We start from the raw sequence: 19,305 nt of genomic DNA on the forward strand, positions 1-19,305 counted from the left end.
GCCCGATGCGCCCCCCAGTGCGTCGGAACCCGCCAACCGCCGGGTCAACACAGATGTCATGCGATGCTCGTGCCACTCGCGCTGCTCGTCGCAGTCGCGAGCAGCCGGGGCCCCATCCCCAGCATCTCGAGCCTAGGGCTGTTCGGACTGGAAGTCACCCCTCCGGATGAGGTAGGACCCGAGTAGAGACTCAGCGTCCGGCGGCCCGGTCGGCCGCCATGATCTGGTTGCAGAGCGCCCAGATCACGAAGACGTTGAAGGCCAGCACCACGATCGTCCAGAACGGGTAGTACGGCATGAAGGCGAAGTTGGTGATGGCCGCGAGCGTGGCGATCGCGATGCCGGCGAGCATCGCCCACCTCTGGCCGCCGAGGATGCCGATGCCGGTGAGGAGCGCGATGATGCCGACGACCAGGTGGATCCAGCCCCACGCGGTGACGTCGAACTCGTAGGTGTACTCGGCACCGCTGACGAAGACGGTGTCCTCCGCCAGGGCCGCGATCCCCTGCAGGATCTGGAAGATCGCGACGGTGGCCAGCATGACGCCGGCGAAGGCGGTGGTTCCGACGGCAACCAGGCCCTTGGTCGACTTCTCGTAGGCCCGGCCGCTGGCGTGCGTGGTCATGGGGATCCTCTCGTGGTCGGCGGGACGCCCGGATGCGTCGTACCGCTCTCTCGGTCACTCGTGCGCGAAGACTCCCCGCAGCGCGGACTCCTGCTCGTCGCTGAGGTTGGTGAAGATGAGCTCGTCGGGCTGGTGCGCGGCGAAGGCGTCCTTGACCTTGTCGACGACCACGTCGGACGTCATCACGAACAGCGCGGACGTCCCGGGGGTCACCTGGTCGCGGACCTTGGTGATGAACCGGTCGTCGATCCCGACGTCCGCCAGCGACCCGGCGAGCGCCCCGGTCGCGGCGCCGAGCGCCGCACCGAGCAGGGGCACGAAGAAGATGAGCCCGAACAGCAGTCCCCAGAACCCGCCGCCGAGGGCGCCGGCGCCGGTCGTGGACGCGAGCTGCCGCGTCTTCGGCTTCTTCTTGCCCTCCTCCCACGACACGGTCGCGGCGTCGTGCAGCGTGAGGATGCCCTCGCTGGCGAGGCCCTGGAGGGTCTTCGACGCCTCCTCGGCCCCCTGGGGGGTATCGAACTTCCAGACCGTGAGGGTGGCTTGGGCCATGGCGGGCGCTCCTTGTGTCGCGGGGGAATGTGGCCGCGGTGGTCTCGCGGTGCCCCGAGTCCACGTCCTGCCCCCATCCGACGGCTCACCCGTTCCTGGTGAACGGCGGACCCGGGGTGTTCGAGCAGGCGGAGCGCGGTCGACGACGGCGTCGTCAGGACTCTCCGTACGACGTCCCGGGGTCTCGCCCGAAAACGGTGAGGACCCGTCCGGCGTGGCGCCTCTAGCCTCACGAGTCCCAGAGTGGAGGCGACGGTGAGGATGATGATCCGCGTGGACGCCGAGGTGTCCGACGAGCTGGCGAGCGCCTTCCCGCACCTGACCCCACGCCACCACCGGGCGCAGACGACGCTGGTCGGCGAGCTCACGGACCAGGAGGAGCTGCAGGGCGTGCTGAACCTGTTGAGCTCGCTCGGCATCCCGGTCGTCGAGGTGCTCACGATCCCCAACGACTGATCCCCGACGGCCGGGTGGCCGGGGCTCACTCGGGCGGCAGGGTGCGATCGGTCTCGGCGGAGTGCGCGTCGCGGACCACGACGACCGGGCAGGGTGAGTGCCGGACCAGCTGGTCGCTGACCGAGCCGAGCGCGAGGCCGCGGAAGCCGCCGAGACCACGAGCGCCCACGACCAGCAGGTCGGCGTCGGCGGCTGCCTCGAGCAGCTTGTTCACGGCGGGACCCCGGACGGCGGAGCAGGCGATGTCGAGGTCGTCGTAGCCCGCGGAGATCCGCGCACAGTCCGCGCTCAGCGCCTCGACGACGGCCTCCTCGAAGTCCTCGATCGGCGGGACGTAGCCGATGGTCTGGGTGCGAGGACGTGGGGCGCTCTTCATGGTCCACGCGCGGACCACCCGCAGCTTCCCGGACACCGCGCGGGCCTGCGCGAGCGCCCAGCGGAACGCGGCATCGGCCGCTCGTGAGCCGTCGTGACTGACGACGATGACCTGCGCTCGGCTGTCCATGCGGTGATGCTCGGCGCGTCCGGGGGCCGTCGGGTCACCTGCTTCGGGTGACCCCGGCCGGTCGCACGACGCGCAGGGTGACGGTGTCTCAGCTCAAGCCGGCAGCCCTGCGAGGGAGGGCAGTCATGGACACCGATCCCGTTCTGCTGATGGCGACGACCGACGAGGTCTCGCGCGGCGTACTCGGTGGTGAGCTGAGACGTCGGTACGGCGGCGACTACGAGGTCGTCGTGTGCGCGGACTACGCGCACGCCCGCGCGGTTCTCGAGGGGCTGCGCCGGTGGGGGCGGTCCGTCGCCCTGATCATCGGCTACTACGGGCCCGACGACCGCGACGGCCTCGACTTCCTGCGCCGGGCCTACGCGCTGCACCCGTCGGCCAAGCGCGCGGTCGCCGTCACCTGGGGCGACTTCGCCAGCGCGGCGCCGGTCTTCGCCGCCATCGCGCACGGGCACGCGGAGCTGTCCCTGGTGCGACCGGAGCGGTCGCGGGACGAGGAGTTCCACGGCGCGATCACCGACGCCCTCGACGACTGGAACCTCGCCCAGGGGCTCGGCTTCGAGGCGGTACGACTCATCGGCGAGGCCCGCGACGAGCGCACCTTCACCCTGCGCGACTCCTTCGGCCGCAACCACATCCCGGTGGGGTTCTACGCGGTCGGCACCGACGCCGGACAGCGGATGCTGGCCGCGCTCGACCTCGAGGACCCGGCACTCCCCGTCGTCGTCCTGGCCTTCACCAGTCCGCCCACGGTGCTTGTCGCCCCGACCGACCTGGAGATCGCCGAGGCGTTCGGCCTGATGGCCCCGCTGTCGCCCGACCGGGTCGTCGACGTGGTCATCGTGGGAGCGGGGCCGGCGGGCCTGGCCGCGGCGGTGTACGCCTCCTCGGAGGGCCTGTCCACGCTGGTGATCGAGCAGCAGGCCGTGGGCGGGCAGGCGGGCACCAGCTCGCTGATCCGCAACTACCCCGGGTTCTCGCGCGGGGTGAGTGGGGCGCACCTGGCGTACCGCTCGTTCCAGCAGGCGTGGGCCTTCGGCACCGACTACTCGTTCATGCGTCAGGTCGAGGGGCTGGAGTCCGACGGACCGCTGCACGTCGTGACGATGTCGGACGGGAGCGTCGTCCGGGCCCGCAGCGTCGTGGTGGCGACCGGGGTCGACTACCGCAGGCTCGACGTACCCGATCTCGACGGCCTGGTCGGCCGGGGCGTCTACTACGGCGCCGCGGTGTCGGAGGCACCGTCGATGACCGGTCAGGAGGTGTGCGTGGTCGGTGGGGGCAACTCCGCCGGGCAGGCCGCGCTCCACCTCGCGCGCTACGCCCGGCACGTGACGTTGCTGGTCCGCGGGGCGAGCCTCGCCGCCAGCATGTCCGACTACCTGATCGCGCAGATGGAGGCGACGCGGAACCTCTCCATCAGGTACCACGGAGCCGTCGTGGGTGCTCGAGCCGTCGACGGGTGCCTGGAGGCGATCACGGTGGGGGACACCCGGACGCACGAGACCGACGAGATCGACGTCGGTGGACTCTTCGTGCTGATCGGCTCGACGCCGCGGACGGCGTGGCTGCCCGCGAGGGTGCTGCGCGACGAGGCGGGCTTCGTCCGTACCGGGGAGCGGGCGTCGGTCGACGGGACCGGGCGCAGCACGTTGGCCCTCGAGACCAGCCTGCCCGGCGTCTTCGCCATCGGCGACGTCCGGGCGGGATCGGTCAAGCGGGTCGCGACGGCGGTCGGGGACGGGGCGACGGTGATCTCGATGCTGCACGGCTACCTGGCCGCGCACCCCGTGTCGGCGGAGAGGATCGCGAGCGGTGCCGCCGACGACGGATGACCGCCTCGCGGTGTCTCCGGCGCTACGACGCCTGCTGCTCGTCGCGGCCGCCCTGGTCTTCCTCGCCGCGCTGCAGCTCTTCGTGTTCCCCCTGCGCACCGCGGACTGGTTCGCCTGGACGATCGCCCCGCCGATGACCGCGGTCTTCCTCGGGGCGGCGTACTGGTCCAGCGCGGTGCTGGAGATCGCCGGCGCCCGCGCCGCCGGATGGTCGGAGGCGCGGCTGGCCGTCGGGAGCGTCCTGGTGTTCACCACGCTCACCCTCGTCGTCACGCTGGTGCACCTCGACCGGTTCCATCTCGGCGCGGAGCATCCGGGCGGGGCGCGCGCCATCACCTGGGGTTGGCTGGCGATCTACACGGTCGTGCCGGTGGCGCTGACGGCGGTCGGGGTGCGCGAGCTCGCGCGAGCCCGGTCGTGGATGGACCCCGTGCCGGTACGCGAGCTTCCGGAGGGCCTGCGGGCGCTGCTCATCGTGCTCGGCGTGGCGCTGATCGGCGCCGGGGTGACCCTGCTCCTCGTCCCCGGCACTGCCGCCACCCTCTGGTCGTGGCCGCTGACCCCGCTCACCGCCCGGGCCGTCGGTGCCTGGCTCGTCGGCCTCGGCTGGGCAGCGGGGCATGCGGGCCTGGTGGACGACGTGCGCGCCGTCCGGCCGGTCGGCTGGACGGGAGCGACCTTCGTCGTGCTCCAGGGCGTGGCCCTCGCGCGGCACGGCGGCGACCTCGACGGCGGCGCCGCCACGGTGGGGTACGTCGTCGGACTGCTGGCGGTCGGCGTGGCCGCGCTGTGGATCCTGCTGTTGAAGACCGACCGAGTCCCCGCGGCCTGAGCGAACGCGCAGGCTCAGGCGCCCTGGCCGAGCGGCTCGATCTCGCCGCGCTCGACGAGCTCCTGGAGCGCCGTCGTACAACCGGACTGCCAGCGGCCTGCGGAGTCCTGGAACGACACCACGGCCTCGCCGGTGCAGGGACCGTCGTCGGGGTGATCCTCGTGGTGAGAGCACCGCCCCGACGCGGCGGACGTGCCGGGCACGTGCAGGTCCGGGTCATGGGGGTACGACGGGCGCGCGGTCATGACGTTCCGGTGTCCGCCCCCACGGCAGATCATGCGCGCCCGTACCGGGCTCCGGGCCGAGGCCCGGAGCCCGGTACGTCGACCGCCCGCTCAGTCGAGCAGGTGATCCAGCGCTCTGCCCATCACCTCGTTGCGAGCCGCGGGCGTGGCGATGCCCTCGAACCCGAAGCCCATCAGCAGCGAGTCGGGGGTCGTGATCGCCGCCCCGACGGGGAAGCCACTGGCGTCCGTGGCGATCCAGTCGTTGGCGTTGGGAGCACTGCCGGTCGGGGCGCCCGGAGTCGTCCAGCCGTCCAGACCCGTCTCGAAGGACGTGGTCGTGCCGTCCGGGTACGTCACGTCGTCGATGAACGCACCGAGGTTCTGGGTGCCCCAGTCGCTGGCGTAGGTGATCGAGAGCTCCACCTCCGACCCGGCCCATGCGGCGAGGTCGACGCTCCACTCCTGCCAGCCGGCCGAGTTGCCCGACGCGGCGTTCCACACGCCCGTCGTACCGGTCGGCGTGCAGGTCTCCGTCGCCGCGTCGTACGTCTGGTAGTGGTCGAGCTGCGGGTGCAGCTCGCGCCAGCCGGACGCACAGCTGTCGCCGGTCTCCTGGTTGGTGTGACCGTTGGCGTCGGGCAGCGTCGTCCAGTCGTCGCCGCCCGGGGTGCGGGCCTCGACGAACACGTGGTCCCACGCCGCCTCGGTGTCGAACGAGGTCCAGAAGTCGAGCGAGCCGCCGCCGGCCGGGACCGTCACCGTGCGGGTGAGCCGCTTGTACGACACGTCGGCGATCTGGCTGTAGACGAACTGCTCGCCGGAGTGCGGGTCGAACGGTCCGCCCGGCTTGCTCCACCGTGCCGACGGCCAGCTCTCGAACTGCGGGAACTCGTCCTTCGGCAGGATCCCGCTGGTCGCGATGAACGACGACGTGGCGTCCTGGTTGTCGGCCGACTCCGGACCGTTCATCGACCAGGTCAGGTCGGTGAACGGGTTGTCGATGCCGGCGACGTCGTGCACGTTGCCCTCCTCGTCGAGCCCGTCACCCGGGACGGCGAGGTACCCGCCGAACCAGTACTGCAGGACGTCGTTCGTCCCGTCGCCCGAGCCGCGCAGCTGCAGGCAGCGGCGCGGGTCGACGTCGGCCGGGAGCGGGGCGCAGGCGATCGTGCCCTGCGGGTCGTAGAGCTGGGTCCCGAGGTTGCCGGTGTACTGCTCGCCGGCCTGGTTGCCGGTGTACAACACCTTGCCGCCCTCGTTCATGAACGAGCGGAACTCCAGCATCTGGTCGAGTGCGAGGCGGTCGACGTTGCCCGCGCCGCGGCCCGCCGTACGGGTCACGACGTCGTCGCCGGTGTACCAGATCGCGGCGTCATAGTGACTGAGCACGCCGAGGGCATCGGGAGCCACGCGACCCTGTGCGTCGACGTCGTACACGTCGGCCCCTTGGCCGTTCGCGGCCAGGGCGTCGAGGTAGTAGTCGAGGTAGTGCGGGCCGGGCGTCTGCACGGGCGAGGCGCCCGTGTAGTCCTCGGCCGCCACCACGAGCACGCGACTCTTCGACTCGGACACGGCCCGGTAGGTGAACGACGGGCTGCGCTTGCCGCGGGCCTCGAACCACACCTTCACCGAGTCGCCCGGCTTGGTGCCACGGACGGTGCCGCGCACCTGGCGGTAGTGGGTCGAGGTCATCCCGTAGCGCTCGCCGCCCTTCCACTCGCGGGTGGGGGCGGAGTGGGTGCGGCCACCGTTGACCCTCCACTTCGCGGTGACCCTGCCCAGGCTGCGCTTCGCGAGTACGGCGACCGGCTGCGGGTCGCCGTACGACTTGCTGAAGCTCAGCTGGACGGCCGGGAGGCCGGCCTTGTAGGCGTCGTCGCTGTCCAGGTAGAAGGGCTTGGTCTCGATGCCGAGCGTCGACTTCGGGTCGTCGGGGTCCTTCGCCGACGCGGCCACGGAGCGGGCGAAGGGCAGGTTGCGCTCGAACTCCGCCTGCACCAGCGCCTCGTCGTCCGGGAAGACGAAGCCGCAGGTCGGGCAGCCGGGCGACAGCTCGGGGGTCCAGGCGAGGGTGCCGGTGGCCTCCTGCGCGTACCCGTCGATCTCGCCGTTGGTGACGTAGAGGACGTCCGAGGAGAGCCCGGGGTGGAAGTCCTCGATGGCCGGGTTGTCGAGGTTGCCGGAGAGGGCGTAGTAGATCGGGTCGTCCGCGGTCGGGGTGCCGATCTGCCAGCCGTCGTTGTAGAGCAGCCACTGGCCGTTGGAGTGGTAGTTGACCATGAACTCGGCACGGGCCTTCTTGAACAGCCGGATCGACGCCCTGGTCTCGGGCTCGGAGGCGGGCGCCGGGCCGCGGTAGGTGTCGCTCGACGGGATGGGGGAGGAGCCCTCGTTGTCGTAGCCCCAGTGCGAGGGGAAGTTGCGGTTCGGGTCGACGCCGTCACCGACCTGGGTGATGCCGTCGCCGTTGTTGTCGCGCAGGTTCTTCCGCCACAGCCGCTCGTGGTCGAACGTGTACTGGTAGCCGTCGGGGTTGAGCACCGGGACGAACCACAGCTCCGTGCGCCGCAGCAGCTTGCGGACCTTCCGGTCCCCGTCCTTCCAGCGGGTGAGGTAGTCGTCCATCAGCCGCCGCGTCACCTCGGTCGCGATCCACTCGCGTGCGTGCTGCGTCGCGCTGTAGATGACCGCGGGCCGGGAGCCGTCCCGCTTGCGACGGGCGTGGTCGGTGACCTTCAGCGCCAGGATGTCGCGGCCCTGGTACGTCGTCCCGAGCTTGACCAGCTTCGCGACGCCCCGGTAGCGGCGGGCCGCCTTGATGAGCTGGTCCCGGATGCCGCCGCGCTCGTCGTACGAACGCCAGACGTTGTAGCCGTTCACGGCCTGGGCCGCGGCGAACTGGCGGACCGTCTGTCCGCCCTTGACCTTGGTCAGGTCCAGGTCGATGCCCTGAGCACGGAGGTCCTCGGCCTCCTGGCGCGTCAGCACCAGGTCGACCTGGGAGGTCCTGCCGGTGGGGTGGGCCTCGGTGAGGTCGTAGCCCTGCTGGGCCAGGCTGCCCAGCTGGTCGGAGGTCACCTGGCGCGCGGTGTAGGCGTCCAGACGTTGGTCGCGCTCGGCGGCGACCGGGGCGGCTGACGCCGCGGCCGTCGAGGGTGGCGCGAGGCCGGCCCCCAACGCGGCGACGACCGCTGTGGCGAAGAGACAGGACACGAGTCGGCGCATGGGGGGACCTCCCGAGTGAGTGTGACCCAGGACACATTGCCACCAGTGACGCGAGACCGGGAAGAGCACAAATGAGGTAACTGCGGTCCCCGCCGAGTCGGCAGAAGTTCACGTCAGGTCTGACGGCAAGTTCTGCCGACTCGGCGCGCAAGTTCTGCCGACTCGGCGGGCTAGGGGGCGGCGAGCTCGGTCACGATCCGGTCCCGGAGCTCGTCGTGGCGGGCCGAGAGGGCGGCCTCGGGGCCGTAGAACTCGCGGGGGTCGTACAGCCACACCGGACGACCGACGTGGGTGGGTGGCTCCCACTCGTAGCGGGGGAACAGGTGGGCGTGCAGGTAGGCGTCGGTGTTGCCGAGGATCTCGTAGTTCATCCGCCGGAACCCGGGATCGGCGTCCCGGCACGCCGTCTCGACGGCCTGGCCGAGGGTGTCCATGCTGTCGAGGAACTCCAGGCGCGCCCGTTTCGGCAGGTCGGTCAGCCGGTCGATCCGAGGGTCGTCCACCAGGAGCACGCAGTAGCCGGGCAGGTACTGCGTGTCGCCGATGACGGCGTACGACTGCGGCAGCTTGGCGAGCACGGTGGGGTTGGTCCCCGCTCTCGCGGATCCGATGCGGTCCAGCCTCCAGTGCTCCGATTCGCTCACCCGGGCCATGAAACACGCACCCGGCCCACTGGAACCCACAGCACTCGCCGAGAACCGGTGACTCGCGGGGCCGGCGTCCACCATGCTGGTCACATGCTGCTCGGCCTCCTCGTGCTCGCCGCCGTGGCCCTCGCCCTGCCCGTGCTGACCGGCCTGGGAGACCGCCGCCGTGGTCACGGGCCGGCGCACGTGCTGATCGCCGGTCTCTTCTTCCCGGTCACCTGGGCCGTCTGGTACGTCCGCGACGAGCAGCCGTACCAGCGCGCCGGCGCCCACTAGGCCGAGTCGGCAGAAGTTCACGTCAGCCCTGACTGCAAGTTCTGCCGACTCGACGCGCAAGTTCTGCCGACTCGGCGGGGGTGGGGGCTCCGTAGGATCCGGGGGTGCCTCCCCGTTCGCCGCTGCCGTTGAGGAACGGGCTCAGCGCGGCGTGGGTGTGTACGCCGCACCGCGACCCGGCGTCGCCCGCTCCGTGGCGGTCCATGGGGGAGTGGCTGCGCTACCACGTCGATGCCCGCGTCGACGTCGAGTCGCTGCTCGCCTCGGAGCGGTTCGTGTACGCCGACGCGCGGCCCGTCGCCGAGGCCGACCCGTACCGCCCGCACACCTTCGTCTGGTTCCACCGCGACCTGCGGGACGAGCCCGTCGTACCGGGCGAGATCACGGTGGTCCACCGCGACGAGCGGGTGGTCGTGGTCGACAAGCCGGCCTTCCTGTCGACGGTGCCGCGGGGCCGCCACGTCGCGCAGAGCCTCGTAGTGCGGCTGCGCGACGAGCTCGGACTCCCGGAGCTGACGCCGATGCACCGGCTGGACCGGGTGACCTCGGGCCTGGTGCTGTGCGCGCTCGGCCGGGAGTGGCGCGGGGCGTACCAGTCGATGTTCGCGCACGGCACGGTGCGCAAGACGTACCGCGCGCTGGCGCCGTGGCGCGCCGCGCTGGAGACGCCGACCACGGTGCGCAACCACATCGCCGCCGTCCCGCGCACCGGGGGAGCGGAGGTGGTCCCGGGAGCGCCGGTCAACGCCGAGACGCTCGTGGAGCTGGAGGAGCGCCGGGGCGACCTCGCCGTCTACCGGCTGAGCCCGCGCACCGGACGCACCCACCAACTCCGGCTGCACCTGCGCGACCTGGGCGCCCCGATCGTCGACGATCCGCTCTACCCCGTCGACCTCGAGGTGGACATCGACGACTTCACCCGCCCCCTGCAGCTCCTCGCCAGCGAGCTCGAGTACGTCGACCCGGTGGACGGCGTCGTACGCCGGATCATGAGCCCGCGGATCCTGCCGCTCGCGGCACACGCCGGAGGGTGATGAGAGGGGCGAGTGCACGACTTGTGGGTAAAGGCCGCTAGCATTCGCGGCCCCGCACCGGAAAGAAATCGCACACATGGCAACTGACTACGACGCATCCCGCAAGACCGAGGACGAGCAGAAGGAAGAGAGCCTGGAGGCTCGCCGTCTCGCGTCGGGCGACCAGGACAAGACCTCGGGCAAGGTGGACGAGGACGAGGCCGAGGCCGCCGAGAACTTCGAGCTCCCCGGAGCCGACCTCTCCCACGAGACCCTCACCATCGAGGTGACCCCGAAGCAGGCCGACGAGTTCACCTGCACTGGGTGCTTCCTCGTCCAGCACGTCTCGCGCCGGTCCGCCCCCGGCGCCGACCTCTGCAACGACTGCGCCTGATCCTCCGCACGGCTAGGCCGGTACGCACGCCCGGCGACCCGCCGCCCCCGGGCGGGTCCGCCGGGCACCGGCACGGTGCTGGCGCCACTGCGCCGGCGAGACCGGCGCTTCCTGGGCGGTCCGCTCGCCTGCGGGGTCGAAGGACTCGGCGCCGACCAGTCCCGCCCACGCCACCGGCAACGCCGCCAGGGCGGTGCGCACCCGCAGCCAGGCCGACCCGCGAGCGCGCCGGGCTGACAAGGTCGTGTCGACCCCCTCGGGCGTCCACGACAGGCTGCCGTCCTGCAGGCGGTGCCGCACCTGGGCGCAGGCCCGACCGGGAAGCCCGCCGGACTCCGCGCACAGCTCCGCCGCGAGCTCCGGGGTGGGTCGGCCCTGGAGGGCCACCGTGAGCACCTCGCGGAGGCTCTCCGGCGCGAGCGGCGGGATCTCCACGACGGCGTCACTCGCGTCCCGGGTGCCCGGCGGCGTGCTCGTCACCGGGGCGAGCAGGACCCGCCGCTGTGCCCGCGCCCGCTCGCGCAGGGTGGCCGCGAGCTGTCGGGTCAGGGCGCACTGGTCGGACAGCAGCTCCAGCACGACCTGTCGCTCCGGCTCGGCGAGCGACCCTCCCAGGGGAAGCATCAGCGTCCGCGCGGACTCGCGCGCCACCGTCTCGCGCCCTGAGCCCGGCTCGCCGACCAGCCACACCACGCCGCTCTGCGAGTCGGGATCCATCAGCCAGCGCGTCACGGCCGTCACGACCAGACGGACCTCGTCCTCGCGTCCGACGGTCAGCTCCCGCGGCGGCCACTCGGTGCACTCGCTGACGATGCGGAGGTAGAGGGCACGGGTCTGCGGCGCGGGATCCACGCCGTACTCGTCGGCGAGGTGCCGGCGCAGCCGCTCGAACCCCTCGACCGCCCGGCTGGTCTCGCCCAGGGCGAACCAGGCTCGCATCAACGCACGCGTCGTCCGGTCCGACGTCTCGATCGTCTCGGCACGCTGCGCGAGCTCCAGCGACTCGCGCCAGCCTGCGCACGCTCCCGCGGACTCCGCGGCCTCGACCAGCAGTCGCACCCGCAGCCGGCGCAGGTCGGCGCGGGCGGTGTGCAGAGCCCGGCAGTCCGTCCCGGTCACGTCCACGTCACCGTCGTACAGCGCCTCGGCGGCCTCGACGAGGCGGACGACCGTCGCGTCGCGGCCCTGTTCGCGGGCTCGGGTGACGAGCGCCGCCAGGTCCCGGTACGCCTGCACGTCGACCCAGGCACCCTGGAGCACCAGGCCAGATCCGACGCGGGCGATGCTCTCGTGGCCCAGCACCTTGCGGATCTGGCAGGTCGCGGTGCGCAGGCTGGTCCCGCCTCGACCGGCGTCGGCGTACGGCCAGAACTGGTCGAGGAGCTCGTCGACGGGGACCGGGCGGCCGCCGGCCAGCGCCAGCACCCGCAGCAGGTCGAACGTCTTGGCGGTCCGCCACGCGGCGGCGTCCACGTCCCCGCACTCGCCCCGTCGCACCCGGGCCGCGCCCAGCAGCCTGATCTCCACGTCCATGCCGCACCTCCTCGGCCGGCTACCGCGATCGACCGGCCCGATGCCATCTGACTCGGACCCGGACCGCGGCGGGAGCGACTTGCGGACCAACACCCCAAAACAGGGTACGGCGCGCGTTTCACGGACCTGTGACACCGCGGGGCGAACACTGCGGCACCGGCACGAGCGTGCCCGGCACCCGCACCGGTGGTGGGCGGTGTGGAACGGAAGGAGGTCCACCATGAGTTGGAACCGCAGGAGCGCGGCAGGACCGTCGCGCCGGGGACGAGCCTGGCTGGTCACCGGGCTCGCCGTGACGCTCGCCGTCAGCGGCGTGGGCATGGCGACGCCCACCGCGTACGCCGCGACCGATCCCGAGCCCGACTTCATGCTCATCGAGGCGGATCTTGAGCACATCCTCAAGCAGATCCAGATCTCCGAGGCACACGCGGCGGGCGGCCGGTTGCTCTGCGACGAGCCGACCGACACCAGTGGCAAGTGCGTCCCCGACGCGGCCCTGCCGTACGGCCTGCGCACGGTCGACGGGTCGTTCAACAACCTGGCCCACCCCGACTACGGCTCGGCCGACCAGCCGTTCCCGCAGCTGCTCCCGCAGACCTGGCGACCCGGCGAGGCCGCACCGCCGGGGGCACCGCCGAACCCGCCCGGAGCCACCGGCCCGTGCAACAACGCGTCGCCGACCTGCTACGCCCAGTCGTCCGGCTTCGTCTACGACTCCGATCCCCGGACGATCAGCAACCTCATCGTCGACCAGTCCGAGGACAACCCGGCCGCTCTCAACGCCTACGAGGCGGCACTCGAGGCCGGCCAGGCGGCCACCCTCGAGGACGGCCAGGTCTTCGTCCCGAACACCGCCCCCGACGAGGCGCTGTCGGCGCCGTTCAACGCCTGGTTCACCTTCTTCGGCCAGTTCTTCGACCACGGCCTCGACCTGGTCAACAAGGGCGGCAACGGCGCGGTCGTCGTCCCCCTTCGTCCGGACGACCCGTTGATCGCCGGGAACGACGGCGAGCTCGGCACCGCCGACGACCTGCCGCCCGCGCGGCGGTTCCTGATGCTGACCCGGGCCACCCGGCTGCCCGGCCCGGACGGCGAGGTCGGCACGGCCGACGACCAGCACAACAACCAGACCACCCCGTTCATCGACCAGAACCAGACCTACACCTCGCACCCCTCGCACCAGGTCTTCCTGCGCGAGTACGAGCTGGTCGACGGCCGGCCCCACGACACCGGCCGGCTGCTCGACGGCACGCTGCCCGGAGGCGGCACCGGTGGGCTCCCGACCTGGAACGACGTCAAGCGCCAGGCGCGCGACGTCCTCGGCATCGCGCTGGTCGACACCGACGTGCTCGACGTCCCGATGCTCGCCACCGACCTCTACGGCAACTTCGTCCCGGGCGAGAACGGCTTCCCGCAGCTGATGACCGACGACGGCGCGGTCGAGGGCAGCGCGGGCGACGGCGCGGTGTCGACGACCGAGGCGCTGCGGACCCGGCACGCCTTCCTGGACGACATCGCCAACGGCGCTGCCCCGATCCCCAACGCCGACCCCAACGCTCCTCCCGGGTACGACAACGTCGCGCTCGGGGAGCACTTCGTGACCGGCGACGGCCGCGGCAACGAGAACATCGGGCTGACCGCGGTGCACCACGTCTTCCACTCCGAGCACAACCGGATGGCACGCGAGATCGAGGCCATCCTCGACAAGCCCGAGAACGCCGAGCTGAAGAAGGCCTTCCAGGGCGTCGACAACGACTACCGCGAGCTCCTCGGCGAGCCGGTGCCGTCCGAGCCGGAGGCCGACGACTGGTCCTACGAGCAGCGCCTGTTCCAGGCGGCCCGCTTCCCGACCGAGATGCAGTACCAGCACCTGGTCTTCGAGGAGTTCGCCCGCAAGGTGCAGCCCGCGATCGACGCGATCGTGCTCAACGAGAACAGCTACGACGCGACGATCGACCCGGCCATCAAGGCGGAGTTCGCCCACGTCGTCTACCGGTTCGGCCACTCGATGCTCACCGAGGACATCGAGCGCAGCCTGCCGGGGACCGGGGTCGCCCCGGTGAGCCTGCTGTCCGGGTTCCTCAACCCACGCTCGTACGACGACGACGGGACCCTGACTCCCGACCAGGCGGCCGGGGCCATCGTCAACGGCACCACCAACCAGGTCGGGGCGCAGATCGACGAGATGATCATCGGCACCCTGCGCAACAACCTGCTCGGCCTGCCGCTGGACCTCGCCACCATCAACATCGCCCGCGGCCGGGATGCCGGCGTACCGCCGCTCCAGGTGGCACGACGGACCTTCTTCGAGCAGAGCGGGGACCCGATCCTCGAGCCGTACACCAGCTGGGTCGACTTCGGACTGAGCCTGAAGAACGGCGACAACTTCGGGCGCGAGACCTCCTACCCGAACGCGTCGCTGGTCAACTTCGTCGCGGCGTACGGCACCCACCCGTCGGTGCTGGAGGTCGACACGGTCGCCGGCAAGCGCGCGGCCGCGGGCCTGCTGGTGAACGGCGGTGAGGGGGCGCCCGCCGACCGGGAGGCCTTCATGAACAGCACCGGCGGCTGGGCCGTCGACGACGGCACCAACACCGGCCTGGAGAACGTCGACTTCTGGGTCGGCGGCCTCGCGGAGGCGCTGGAGCCGTTCGGCGGGATGCTCGGCTCGACGTTCAACTACGTCTTCGAGAAGCAGATCGAGGACCTGCAGTTCGGCGACCGGTTCTACTACCTGTTCCGCAACCAGGGGAACCAGCTGTTCTCGGCGCTGGAGGGCAACTCGTTCTCCGGGCTGATCCAGCGCAACACCAACGCGTCCCTGCTGCCGGCCGACATCTTCAGCATCCAGGACCCCTACCTCGACCTGGAGAGCCTGCCGGACCCGCTGCCGGCCGGGCTCAGCCAGGCGCCGGACGGCACCTGGCGCTGGGACGGCGACGAGCACATCGAGATCCACGGCAACCGCACCGAGGGCGACCGGATCCGTGCCGGCCAGGGTGACGACGCGCTGTGGGGGTACGGCGGCGACGACCGGATCGAGGGCGGCTCGGGCAACGACTCGCACGTCGGCGGCCGGGGGAACGACATCCTCACCGACACCTTCGGCGACGACAACATGAAGGGCGGGTTCGGCAACGACGCCATCAAGGCCGGGTCGGGCGACGACCTCGTGCTCGCGGGCCACGGGGACGACTTCGTGACCACGGGCAACGACTTCAAGACCGTCTTCGGCAGCACCGGCGACGACGTGATCGTCGGCGGCAACGGCCGGGACACCGTGTTCGCGGGCGAGGGCCACGACTGGATCCAGGGCGGCGCGCACGCCGACCTGCTGCAGGGTGACAACGCCAACCAGTTCCAGAACAACCCGCACGGTGGGCACGACATCGTCGACGGCGGCGCCGGCAACGACGACGTCGAGGGTGAGGGTGGCGACGACATCCTCATCGGCCGCGGTGCCGGGACCGACCGGATGGAGGGCATGCACGGCTACGACTGGGTGACCTACCGCGGCGACGACACCGGGGTCGACGTGGACCTGCGGTTCACGACGCTCCAGCGGCCCGACAACCAGGCGCTGCGGGACCGCTTCGACCTGGTCGAGGGCATCTCGGGCGGTGACGGCGACGACGTCCTGCGGGGCATGGGCCGGGCGGTCGACGACCTGCCCGACTCCGATCTCGACGCGCACAAGATGACCCAGGAGTCGCTGGACCGGATCGACGGACTGGAGGCGATGCTCGACCCGGGGCACGTGCAGAACTACGCCGACCGGTTCATGCCGCAGAGCATCGGGTTCGACACCGACGGGGTCAGCAACCTGCTGATCGGCGGCTCGGGCAGCGACCTGTTCGAGAGCCGCATCGGTGACGACTTCATCGACGGCGACGCCTACCTCGACGTCTACCTCCAGGCCGGTGGGGTGCGGTACGACAACCCGTCCGACGCCCGGCTGCAGACCGGGATCTTCAACGGCACGATCGACCCGGGCAGCATCGACATCGTCCGGGAGATCGCCGTCGATCCCAACCAGGCCGACGTGCTGGACACCGCCGTGTTCGGGGCGGACCGCTCGCAGTACACGATCCGCGATCTCGGTGACGGCTACTGGGAGGTCACGCACAACCTGACCGACGAGGAGCCCGAGGAGGCCGAGGGCCAGGACGTGCTGCGCAACGTGGAGCTGCTGCGGTTCTCCAACGGCTGCTTCGTGCTCGCCACGATGGCGCCCTGCGGCAGCTTCGGCACCGCGGCCATCACGTACGACGGGGACGCCCCGGTCGAGGACCAGCCGGTCACCGGCTCCGTGACCTTCAACCACCTCGCCGTCTCCGACCCGCAGGACATCCGGATCCGGTGGATGGCCACGGACTTCGAGGACGTCAACGGTCAGGCCGACTGGCTGACCAGCGAGGTCCAGCGGGTGGACCGTGCGGAGGACTGCACCACGACGGGCGGCGTACTCACCTGCACGATGCCGTTCACGCCGGGTGACGCCGAGTTCGACACGGCACTCCGGATCGAGGTCACCTTCCTCGACGACGGGGTGCTGCGCTCGATCATCTCGCCGGTCACCACGGCCGGGGTCGTCGGCGTCAACGACGTCCCGACCGCTCCGGTGCTCAGCACGGACAGCCCGGCCGTGGGCCAGCGCGTCAGTGCCTCCGGGCTCGCGGACGACGACGGGCTCGACGAGGCGGGGGAGACGCTCGAGTGGCGCTGGCAGACCTCGGTCGACCAGGACGGCCCGTGGACGACGGTGGCGACGAACCCCTTCACCATCCGGGGCTTCATCCCGACCGCCGCGCACGCCGGTCGCTACCTGCGGGTCGTGGCCGCCTACACCGACGACCACGGTACGGCGGAGGAGGCGGCGTCCGCGCCGGCTCCGAACCCCGTCGCGGGCGACGGCAGCGAGCCGGAGGTCACCCCGCCGGCGGCACCGGCCCTCGCAGCCGTGGCGGTGTCGGGACCGACCGGGGTGACGGTGAGCTGGCAGGCTCCGGAGAGCGACGGTGGCGCACCGATCACGGGCTACCGGGTCACGGTCCGGCGCAACGGCGACGTGGTCGACGTCCGGGAGGCCGGCGCCGACCGGACGAGCCTGCTGATCACGGGGCTGGACCCGGCGGCGACGTACCGGTTCTCGGTCGCGGCGGTCAACGACGCCGGAACCGGCGCCGACTCCGGCATGAGCGAGCCCGTGACGCTGAAGACCGGTCCGGTCAACCATGCGGCGACCGGCGCACCCGTCGTCCGCCTCACGGCCCGAGGCGCGGTACTCGCGGCGACGCGCGGCAGCGTGGCCGACCGGAACGGGATCGGCGCCCTGTCCTGGCGGTGGCAGCGCCGGGTCACCGGCCGCTGGGTCGCGATGCCGGTGAACGGGCCGACGGTCCGCATCACCGACGGGCTGCGCGGCAGCACGGTCCGGGCAGTGGCGACCTTCGCGGACCGTGACGGGTTCCAGGAGACGGCCGCCTCGGCGGCGACCGTGGTGCCGAAGGTCGCTCCGGGGCGCCCCGGGGTGCGCGTCGGCTCGGGCGCGCGGGGTGGACCGGCGACGGTCACCGTGACGTGGACCAAGCCGGCGACGACCGGAGGCGCACCGGTCAGGGGCTACCGGATCGTGGCGGTCACGGCGACGGGTCGCACCGTCGTACGCACCGTCCGGGTCGGCGCCGCTGCGCGGTCGGCGTCCGTCGAGCTGCCGCGGGGCAGCTACCGGATCCGGGTGAACGCCCGCAACCAGGCCGGCCACGGTACGGCGGCCGTCTCGCGCAGCGTGCGCGCCCGCTGACGACACGCTGCCGACAGCACACGACCCGGGCCGTCCGAGGAGGACGGACCCGGGTCGTGTGGTCTGCTGCGTCAGGTCTCAGGGCGCCGGTACGCCGCCCAGGAGAGCGTCGAGCACGTTGGCCAAGGTGACCTGGACGTCCTCCAGGAGGGTGCCCAGCGGACCCGCGGGGGTGCCGGCCAGGGAGTCCTGAAGCGCGTCGATCACGGCGGTGACGAGCCCGGCCGAGTCGCTCGGGACGTCGTCGCCGGTCAGGGTGCCCAGCACCTGCTGCAGGGCCGCCGCAACCTGGTCGGACGCCAGGTCGGCGCCGGTCAGGGCGTTCACCACCGGCTCCAGGACGCCGAGCAGGGTCGCGGGGGACACGCCGCCGCCCGCCAGCGCGGCGGCGATCTGGTCGGCCACGGCCTGCACCTGCGCCGGGTCCAGGCCCGCCGCGGCCAGCTGCCCGAGCAGCTGCTGGATCTGGGCGTCCTGCTGCGGAGTCGTCGGGGTCCCAGCGTTCGACGCGTTGCAGTTCGCGGCGGCCCGCTGGGCGTTGGCGTTGCGGGTCCGGACGACGCGGAGCTTCTTGCCCGCCCGGCGGTCGGCCTTGCGCGCCTTGACGAGCTTCCTCTTGGTGACGGTCGTGTGCCGCTTCGCGTGGACCCGCTTGGCCTTCCTGACCTTCGTGGCCGTGCGCTTCTTCGTCACCTTCGCGCGCTTCACCTGCACCTGGGTCTTGCCGTAGCGCTGGTCGAGGGACGAGCAGCTGGTGGCGGCGTTCGCCGGAGAGGCCGGGGTGACGGCGGCGGCGAGGCCGAGGGAGAGCAGGAGGCTGGCGAGGAACACCAGCACCCGCTTCGGGTGGACGGGCATGTGCGTACTCCTTGTCCATGGGACGCCCCGAGAGGGCGGGAGGGTTCGAACGGACGGAACTGGCGCGGCGGTACCCCCGGTCCGGGGGCGCATTCCGCCCCGATCCCGATTTCACCCCGAGGGGTGGGTGGCCCTCGGAGCTGTCCGCGCCTGCGCGAAGTCCGGACGGGCCAGGACGACGAGCACGGCCAGGACGGGCAGCGACCAGGCCCAGAACCCCCAGCCGAAGAGCATCAGCAGCACGTGGAACCCGATCGCTCCCGTCCACCCCCACCGTGCGGCACGTCCGCCGGTCAGCAGCAGCACGCCGAGCAGGATCTCGCCGGCAGCGAGGAGCAGCCCCCACACGGCCGGGTCGGCCATCACGATGTCGCGCCAGCCGGACCTGACGAACCCGAAGAGCCCGCGGTCGGCGAAGGGGGCATACACCTGGGGGTCCGCCGCGACCAGGCCGAGGTGGACGCCGCCGGTCACCAGGAACAGCCCGCCGACGATCCGGGGGCCCATGGTCGTCGCTCCCATGG

The 19,305-nt window shown here is 71.9% G+C and carries 16 protein-coding genes; 7 read left to right on the forward strand and 9 right to left on the reverse strand.

From position 1 onward, the window contains the following. Positions 1-190: 190 nt before the first annotated feature. Positions 191-625: a DUF7144 family membrane protein gene (locus VMF51_RS02890; protein WP_325472882.1), complete on the reverse strand. Its 435-nt coding sequence runs from the start codon at positions 623-625 to the stop codon at positions 191-193. A gap of 54 nt (positions 626-679) precedes the next feature. Then, positions 680-1,177: a DUF1269 domain-containing protein gene (locus VMF51_RS02895; RefSeq protein WP_325472883.1), complete on the reverse strand. Its 498-nt coding sequence runs from the start codon at positions 1,175-1,177 to the stop codon at positions 680-682. 261 nt (positions 1,178-1,438) lie between these two features. Between VMF51_RS02895 and VMF51_RS02900 the strand changes: the two genes are divergently transcribed. Further along, complete coding sequence (locus VMF51_RS02900; protein WP_325472884.1) at positions 1,439-1,633, forward strand: hypothetical protein; 195 nt, start codon at positions 1,439-1,441, stop codon at positions 1,631-1,633. A gap of 25 nt (positions 1,634-1,658) precedes the next feature. Here VMF51_RS02900 and VMF51_RS02905 read toward each other — a convergent pair whose 3' ends face one another. Next, a complete protein-coding gene (locus VMF51_RS02905; RefSeq protein WP_325472885.1) occupies positions 1,659-2,138 on the reverse strand; it encodes a universal stress protein in 480 nt (159 codons plus the stop codon). 125 nt (positions 2,139-2,263) lie between these two features. Between VMF51_RS02905 and VMF51_RS02910 the strand changes: the two genes are divergently transcribed. Continuing rightward, complete coding sequence (locus tag VMF51_RS02910) at positions 2,264-3,973, forward strand: FAD-dependent oxidoreductase (RefSeq protein WP_325472886.1); 1,710 nt, start codon at positions 2,264-2,266, stop codon at positions 3,971-3,973. Continuing rightward, on the forward strand, positions 3,954-4,805 hold the full coding sequence (locus tag VMF51_RS02915) for a hypothetical protein (RefSeq protein WP_325472887.1): 852 nt from the start codon (positions 3,954-3,956) through the stop codon (positions 4,803-4,805). Before VMF51_RS02910 ends, VMF51_RS02915 begins: the two co-directional genes overlap by 20 nt. 14 nt (positions 4,806-4,819) lie before the next feature. Here VMF51_RS02915 and VMF51_RS02920 read toward each other — a convergent pair whose 3' ends face one another. The 3 genes from VMF51_RS02920 to VMF51_RS02930 form a co-directional block, all read right to left on the reverse strand. Further along, complete coding sequence (locus VMF51_RS02920; protein WP_325472888.1) at positions 4,820-5,050, reverse strand: hypothetical protein; 231 nt, start codon at positions 5,048-5,050, stop codon at positions 4,820-4,822. A 90-nt stretch (positions 5,051-5,140) separates the two neighbouring features. Beyond that, a complete protein-coding gene (locus tag VMF51_RS02925) occupies positions 5,141-8,257 on the reverse strand; it encodes a M14 family metallopeptidase (RefSeq protein WP_325472889.1) in 3,117 nt (1,038 codons plus the stop codon). A gap of 170 nt (positions 8,258-8,427) precedes the next feature. Beyond that, entirely contained in the window at positions 8,428-8,901 is a 474-nt protein-coding gene (locus VMF51_RS02930) for a diadenosine tetraphosphate hydrolase (RefSeq protein ID WP_325472890.1), read from the reverse strand. A gap of 93 nt (positions 8,902-8,994) precedes the next feature. Here VMF51_RS02930 and VMF51_RS02935 point away from each other — a divergent pair, with 93 nt between their 5' ends. The 3 genes from VMF51_RS02935 (at position 8,995) to VMF51_RS02945 (ending at position 10,587) form a co-directional block, all read left to right on the forward strand. Next, positions 8,995-9,180: a hypothetical protein gene (locus VMF51_RS02935; protein WP_325472891.1), complete on the forward strand. Its 186-nt coding sequence runs from the start codon at positions 8,995-8,997 to the stop codon at positions 9,178-9,180. A 104-nt stretch (positions 9,181-9,284) separates the two neighbouring features. Further along, a complete protein-coding gene (locus VMF51_RS02940; RefSeq protein WP_325472892.1) occupies positions 9,285-10,214 on the forward strand; it encodes a pseudouridine synthase in 930 nt (309 codons plus the stop codon). Between the two features lie 76 nt (positions 10,215-10,290). Beyond that, positions 10,291-10,587 carry a DUF4193 domain-containing protein gene (locus VMF51_RS02945; RefSeq protein ID WP_325472893.1) on the forward strand — a complete coding sequence of 99 codons (297 nt, stop codon included), beginning with the start codon at positions 10,291-10,293 and terminating at the stop codon, positions 10,585-10,587. A gap of 12 nt (positions 10,588-10,599) precedes the next feature. Here the strand turns inward: VMF51_RS02945 and VMF51_RS02950 are convergent, their stop codons facing one another. Beyond that, the gene (locus tag VMF51_RS02950; RefSeq protein WP_325472894.1) at positions 10,600-12,120 is read right to left on the reverse strand and encodes an AfsR/SARP family transcriptional regulator; all 1,521 of its coding nucleotides are present in this window, start codon (positions 12,118-12,120) and stop codon (positions 10,600-10,602) included. Positions 12,121-12,340: 220 nt separating this feature from the next. Between VMF51_RS02950 and VMF51_RS02955 the strand changes: the two genes are divergently transcribed. Next, complete coding sequence (locus VMF51_RS02955) at positions 12,341-17,923, forward strand: peroxidase family protein (RefSeq protein WP_325472895.1); 5,583 nt, start codon at positions 12,341-12,343, stop codon at positions 17,921-17,923. Positions 17,924-18,001: 78 nt separating this feature from the next. Here VMF51_RS02955 and VMF51_RS02960 read toward each other — a convergent pair whose 3' ends face one another. Beyond that, a complete protein-coding gene (locus VMF51_RS02960; protein ID WP_325472896.1) occupies positions 18,002-18,781 on the reverse strand; it encodes a hypothetical protein in 780 nt (259 codons plus the stop codon). Between the two features lie 111 nt (positions 18,782-18,892). Further along, on the reverse strand, positions 18,893-19,303 hold the full coding sequence (locus VMF51_RS02965; protein ID WP_325472897.1) for a hypothetical protein: 411 nt from the start codon (positions 19,301-19,303) through the stop codon (positions 18,893-18,895). Positions 19,304-19,305: the final 2 nt, after the last annotated feature.

Origin of the sequence: Nocardioides sp., from assembly GCF_035503875.1 — a bacterium.
In the GTDB taxonomy this organism is placed as follows: Bacteria; Actinomycetota; Actinomycetes; order Propionibacteriales; family Nocardioidaceae; genus Nocardioides.